This is a genomic window from Achromobacter aegrifaciens (genome assembly GCF_902859735.1).
Classification (GTDB): Bacteria; Pseudomonadota; Gammaproteobacteria; order Burkholderiales; family Burkholderiaceae_B; genus Achromobacter; species Achromobacter aegrifaciens.
In genome coordinates this window covers 509,750-515,869 of the sequence record NZ_CADIJY010000005.1, presented here as the reverse complement: position 1 = coordinate 515,869, position 6,120 = coordinate 509,750, and the positions used below count along the sequence as shown (strand labels likewise).

6 protein-coding genes and 1 pseudogene are annotated in these 6,120 nt (G+C 65.4%); 5 read left to right on the top strand and 2 right to left on the bottom strand.

Annotated features, from left to right (window positions below; genetic code table 11):
- From HV766_RS18510 to HV766_RS18495, 4 genes and pseudogenes are all read left to right on the top strand, one after another.
- Positions 1-203, top strand: a pseudogene (locus tag HV766_RS18510) (DEAD/DEAH box helicase); the annotation flags it as partial.
- 33 nt (positions 204-236) lie between these two features.
- Positions 237-866, top strand: coding sequence for a LysE family translocator (locus HV766_RS18505; protein WP_054455566.1), 630 nt, complete (start codon positions 237-239; stop codon positions 864-866).
- A 111-nt stretch (positions 867-977) separates the two neighbouring features.
- Positions 978-2,585, top strand: a complete 1,608-nt coding sequence (locus tag HV766_RS18500) for a peptide chain release factor 3 (protein WP_054455568.1) — start codon at positions 978-980, stop codon at positions 2,583-2,585.
- A 24-nt stretch (positions 2,586-2,609) separates the two neighbouring features.
- The gene (locus HV766_RS18495; protein ID WP_175164340.1) at positions 2,610-3,296 is read left to right on the top strand and encodes a hypothetical protein; all 687 of its coding nucleotides are present in this window, start codon (positions 2,610-2,612) and stop codon (positions 3,294-3,296) included.
- Between the two features lie 80 nt (positions 3,297-3,376).
- On the opposite strand, the gene bfr is transcribed toward HV766_RS18495, so the two are convergent.
- Both bfr and HV766_RS18485 read right to left on the bottom strand, forming a co-directional pair.
- The gene (bfr, locus tag HV766_RS18490) at positions 3,377-3,853 is read right to left on the bottom strand and encodes a bacterioferritin (RefSeq protein WP_013390908.1); all 477 of its coding nucleotides are present in this window, start codon (positions 3,851-3,853) and stop codon (positions 3,377-3,379) included.
- Positions 3,854-4,219: 366 nt separating this feature from the next.
- Positions 4,220-5,134 carry a DMT family transporter gene (locus tag HV766_RS18485; RefSeq protein ID WP_054455572.1) on the bottom strand — a complete coding sequence of 305 codons (915 nt, stop codon included), beginning with the start codon at positions 5,132-5,134 and terminating at the stop codon, positions 4,220-4,222.
- Positions 5,135-5,262: 128 nt separating this feature from the next.
- Here HV766_RS18485 and HV766_RS18480 point away from each other — a divergent pair, with 128 nt between their 5' ends.
- The gene (locus tag HV766_RS18480) at positions 5,263-6,120 is read left to right on the top strand and encodes a LysR substrate-binding domain-containing protein (protein ID WP_054455574.1); all 858 of its coding nucleotides are present in this window, start codon (positions 5,263-5,265) and stop codon (positions 6,118-6,120) included.

The window sequence follows — 6,120 nt, the reverse complement described above, 5'->3', positions numbered from 1 at the left end:
CGCCGGCCCGTGCCGGCGGCGAAGGCCGCGCCAGCCATGGCCCGCGCGACGGCAAGCCCGCCGACCGTCCGGCCCACGCCGGCCGCAACGAAGGCCGTCCGCAGCAGAACCATCGCCGTCCAGAGGGCTCCGGCCGCCCGGCAGGCAATGGCGGTTCCGGTCGCCCCTCGGGCGCGCCGCGCGCCGCGTTGCTGAGCAAGTAATATCACCGCAACCGCTACCCACGGACCCGCGCCATGCCCTTATCTACCTGGTTGACGTTCTTCCTGGCCTCCTGGGCCATTTCGTTCTCGCCTGGCGCGGGCGCGATCTCGGCGATGTCCTCCGGCCTGAAGTACGGCTTTGCGCGCGGCTACTGGAACACGGCAGGCCTGATCATGGGCATCCTGTTCCAGTTCGTGGTGGTGGCCGTGGGGCTGGGCGCGGTGCTGGCCACCTCCGAGGTGGCCTTCAACGTGGTCAAGTATCTGGGCGTGGCCTACCTGATCTACCTGGGCGTGCGCCAGATCCGCACGGATGCGGCGCCCGTCACGGTGGATTCCGGCGATCCCAAGCGCGCCACGATCCGGGAACTGGTGCTGCGCGGCTTCCTGATCAACACCATGAACCCCAAGGGCACGGTGTTCCTGCTGGCCGTGGTGCCGCAGTTCGTGGATACCGCGCTGCCGCTGACGCAGCAGTATGCGGCGATCGCCGCCACGCTGGCGTTCACCGACCTGGTGGCCATGGGCGTGTACACGCTGCTGGCGGCGCGCGTGCTGCGCCTGCTGCGCAGCGCCAAGCATATCCGCTGGATGAACCGGACCTTCGGTTCGCTCTTCATCCTGGCCGGCGTGTTCCTGGCTTCGTTCCGCCGCCATTCCTGAACCCCATGCGCGGGGCATGCGCTGGCGACGGCGCATGCCCCGCGCGTTTTTCATGCCCGATACCGGACCGCGCCGGGCCCAAAAGCGGCGCCAAGTAAAATCCTTCCGATCATGAACATCCCTCACGAAGTAGCGCGGCGCCGTACGTTCGCCATCATTTCCCACCCCGACGCGGGCAAGACGACACTGACCGAAAAGCTGTTGCTGTTCGCAGGCGCGATCCAGATCGCCGGCAGCGTCAAGGCGCGCAAGGCTTCGCGCCATGCATCGTCCGACTGGATGGAAATCGAAAAGCAGCGCGGCATTTCCGTGGCGTCTTCGGTGATGCAGATGGAATACCGCGATTGCGTCATCAACCTGCTCGACACCCCGGGCCACGCGGACTTCTCCGAAGACACGTACCGGGTGCTGACGGCCGTGGACGCCGCACTCATGGTGATCGACGCCGCCAACGGCGTGGAGCCGCAAACCATCCGCCTCTTGCAGGTCTGCCGCGCGCGCAACACGCCCATCATTACGTTCATCAACAAGATGGACCGCGAAGTGCGCGAACCTTTGGAACTGCTGTCCGAAATCGAAGGCCACCTGGGCATGGACGCGGTGCCGTTCTCCTGGCCGGTCGGCATGGGCAAGGCCTTCGGCGGAGTATTCGACATCCGCCAGGACCGCATGCGCGTGTTCCGCCCCGGCCAGGAACGCCGCTCGGACAAGGACGACTTCATCGAAGGCCTGAGCAATCCCGAAATCGCCCGGCGCTTCGGCTCGGCGTTCGAGCAGGCCAGCGGCGAGATCGAACTCATCAACGAAGCCGCGCCCGCCTTCGACCGCGAACAATTCCTGGCCGGCAAGCAGACGCCTGTGTTCTTCGGCTCCGCCATCAACAACTTCGGCGTGCAGGAAGTGCTGGACGCGCTGGTCGAACAGGCGCCGCCCCCGGGCCCGCGCGAGTCCATGCAGCGCCTGGTGCAGCCCGTGGAACCCAAGTTCACCGGCGTGGTGTTCAAGGTGCAGGCCAACATGGATCCGGCCCACCGCGACCGCGTCGCGTTCGTGCGCGTAAGCTCCGGCCGCTTCGAACGCGGCATGCGCCTGAAGGTCGCGCGCACCAACAAGGAAATGCGCCCCAACAACGTGGTGTCCTTCCTGTCACAGCGCCGCGAGCTGCTGGACGAGGCCTATGCCGGCGACGTGATCGGCATTCCCAACCACGGCGTGCTGCAGTTGGGCGACGTGCTTACCGAAGGAGAGACGCTGCAGTTCACGGGGCTGCCGTTCTTCGCCCCCGAGCTGTTCCAGGCCGTGGAAGTGAAGGATCCGCTGCGCACCAAGCAGTTGCGCACCGGTCTCACCCAATTGGGCGAGGAAGGGGCCATCCAGGTGTTCCGTCCCGAGGCTGCCGGCGGCTCGCTGCTGCTGGGCGCGGTCGGACAACTGCAGTTCGAAGTGGTCGCCCATCGCCTGAAGACCGAGTACGGCGTGGACGCGCGGATGCTGCCTTCCCGCTACACAATGGCACGTTGGATTACGTCTGAAAACCCCAAGGCGCTGCGCAAGTTCATGGATGCCAATGCCGCCCATATCGCCTATGATGTTGTGGATGCGGCGGCGTTTTTGATCGGTTCTCCCGCGCAATTGCGCGTGGCCGAGGAACTGTATCCCGATGTGAAATTCCATGCCATGCGCGAGCACGGCGGCAAGGTTTTCGGAGACAAAGCGTAGACCCGTTCGGGTTCCGCACGGCAGATGAGGGTAGCAATGTCTTGGCGTTTCTTATTCGCAACGCTCCTGATCGCGCTTGGCGCGTCGGCCTGGGGCGGTATTCAACTGGGTGATTGGCTGGTGGCGCATGCGCCGGTGGCCGCGCCCGCTCCTGGGCAGGATGCCGCGGCATCCCAGCAGCCCGTACTGGATGCCAACGGCCGTCCTTACGTGGCCCAGCCTCCGCAGCCGCGCATCGACGGTACCTTGGGCGTACCCGACAAGCCCGCCGACCGCGAATGGCAGGTCAACACCGTTTCGCTGTTCGACAGCGTCAGCGACCCTGCGGTGAAGATCTCGCGCGAACGCATCAGCCCGGACCAGGCCCGCGAAATCGCGGCAGCTTCGCAAGTGCCGCTGCCTTCGGGCACTTCGGACGTCAGCACCCTGGATCTGCAGGCTCCCGGCACGTCCACCGCCATCAACGGCGGCCAGGTCCAGGCAGGCGGCTACGGCACTCCGCAGATGGTGCAGGCGCCCCCGCCGCCGCCGAACACCGCGCAGGCGCCCGGCGCCCTGGGCTGGCAGGACGCGCTCAAGCGCGAACTCGCGCATTGCGCCACGCAAGGCTTCTTCGAACGCCCCTCGTGTTCCTGGGCCGCGCGCAACAAGTACTGCGGACCCAACCGCGCCTGGGGCACCATGGCCGAGTGCCCGGCTCGCCCGAACTGAAATATCGGCGCGCGGCATGCGCCGCATGACACCGACAAAAAAATGGCGCCCCGCAGGGCGCCATTTTTATGACCGGAACATTACTCCGGCACGGACATCTGGCTTTGCAGATAATTCTGGATGCCGACCTTGTCGATCAGGTCGATCTGCGTTTCCAGGTAGTCGATGTGCTCTTCGGTGTCGTCCAGGATGTCCTGGAACAGATCGCGCGAGACATAGTCGCGCACCGATTCGCAATGCGCGATCGCTTCCTTCACGGTCGCCTGCGCGCCCTGCTCCAGCTTCAGGTCACAGGCCAGCAATTCCGGCACGTCTTCGCCGATCAGCAGCTTATGCAGGTCCTGCAGGTTGGGCAGGCCGTCCAGCATGAAGATGCGCGCGATCAGGCGATCCGCATGCTTCATTTCGCCGATGGACTCTTCGTACTCGTGCTTGCCCAGCTTGTCGAAGCCCCAATGGTTCAGCATGCGGGCATGCAGGAAATATTGGTTGATGGCCGTCAGTTCGTTGGTCAGTTGCTTGTTCAGAAACTGGATGACGGTTTTGTCGCCTTTCATGATGGACTCCTTGCAGTCAGGCGCGACGCAGATGCATCGCGACAAAGGAGCGCACGATGCCGCGCGTACGCAACCCCGGCAGACTACCACCTGGCGCGGGGCCGCGCCTAGCCTTGCGCTGCATTTGGTAAACCGCTTTAGGAGCGCTACAAGAAAGCGACACGCCAATGAGAATGAGTATGCGTGCGTGATGCCTTGCATGCCGGCATCAGCAACGATGCGGCCTGACGGCGCGCGATGCCGCCGAATCCGCCGCGCGATCCACGCGATCGCTGGCAACGATGCGTCCCTCGACCGCATGAAACGCGCCGGCTCGTGGCCGGCGGCATTTCGTTGCGGATCGGCAACCCCGGCTGGGGCTGCGCGTTACTCGGCGCGCCGCGTGGCCAGCCAGATGCCCAACGCGATCGGGACGATGCCCAGCAGATCCAGCCACGATACGTGCTCGCCCAGCACCAGCCACCCGAACAGCAGGCCCAGCGGCGGCATCAGGAAGTGCAGCGCGCTTGCCGCAGTAGCGCTGGCGCGGCCGAGAATCATGAACCACAGGTAGTAGCCGCCCATCGACACCGCGACAATCATGTAGGCCATGCTCCAGAACAGGCTGGCCGTCATGCGCGCATCGCCGATGTTCTCGTGCATCAACGCGAAGGGCAGCAAGGCTACGGCGCCGGCCAGGGACTGTATGCCCGTGGACGTCCACAGGCCGGAGGACGGCTTCAAACGCTTGTAGAGCAGCGTGCCGGCCACCAGCGCCACCAGGCCGCCCGTCACCAACAGCGTGCCATGCAGGTCCTCCTGCATGCCCGACAAGCGTGAACGCAGCACCAGGGCCACGCCCGCCAATCCCAGGCACAGGCCCAGCAGTTTGCGCCATCCCAGCCGTTCGCCCAGCACTGGGCCGGCCAGCACGCCGATGAGCAGCGGGTTGGTGCTGATCAGCACCGCGGTAAACGCCGACGACACCGTCGTCATGCCCGACCAGCTCAGGCCGAGGTACAGCGCGTTGTTCAGCACCCCCAACAGGATCAGCGCGGCCAGATCGCGCGCGCTTGGCATCTTCCAGCGGCCGCTCGCCGCCGCCAGGCCCAGCATCAAGGCTCCCGCGATCACGAAACGGATGGTCAGCAAGGTCAGCGGCGGACAGTCCCGCACGGCGATCTTGGCCGCAGCGAACGCCGAGCTCCACAGAAAGCAAAAAGCTGCGATGGGCGCCCAGCTGATGCCCGGCGAGGCTTGAGCTGGAATGGCGGCGGCGGAAAGGGTCGAGGTGGCCTTCATGATGAGTCCGGAAGGTGGCGCTAAGCCGCAGTGGCGGCGGATGGACGAATTCTGCGCGGCCGCCCATCCATTGACAAACTCTTTATTCGGATCGAAAGTATTTAAAAAATGAATGCATGGAGCCGGCGATGCCTGACCTCGATCTTTTGCACAGCTTCGTGTCCGTCGTGGATGCCGGCGGCTTCACGGCGGCGGGCGAACGCGTACACCGCAGCCAATCCACGGTCAGCCAGCAGATCCGCAAGCTGGAGGAATCCCTGGAATGCGCGCTCTTCATCCGCGAAGGCCGCCAAGTCTTGCTGACCGAGGACGGCGAGCGTCTCCTGGGCTATGCCCGGCGGATGCTGGCCTTGTCGACCGAGGTCCGTGAAGCCGTCAGCGGGCGCAAGCGCGTGGACGTGATCCGGCTGGGCATCCCGGACGACTTCGCGGCTGACGCGCTGACCATTCTGGTGTCGGAATTTGCGCGGACCCGCCCAGGCGTGCGGCTATCGGTCCGCTGCGACCTGACTTCCGCGCTCACGCGCGCACTGGAGCGGGGCGACCTGGACGTGGCGCTGCTCAAACGCGAGCCCGGCGCGGGTGCCGCGTTGGCCGCCTGGCCCGAACACTTGCATTGGATCGGCGCACCCGGAATGGAACTCGCGTCCGCCGAGCCGGTGCCGCTGGTCGCGTTTCCGCAAGGCTGCATCTACCGCAATCGCGCCATCCATGCCCTGGAAGCTTCGGGCCGGCACTGGCGCATCGCCTACGAAAGCCCGAATCTGATGGGCCTGCAAGCGGCGTTGACAGGAGGGTTGGGCGTGGCGCTGCTGGAGCGGCGTTGCCTCTTGCCGGACCATCGAATCATCGACGCAGGGCTGCCGTCCGTGCCGTCGACCGAATTGGCGTTATGCCTGGCCGATACGCTGCGCGAACCTGCGCGCCAACTGGCGATGACTATCCGGGAATTTTGCGAGAAAGAAGCAACGCGGCCCGCTGCGTGA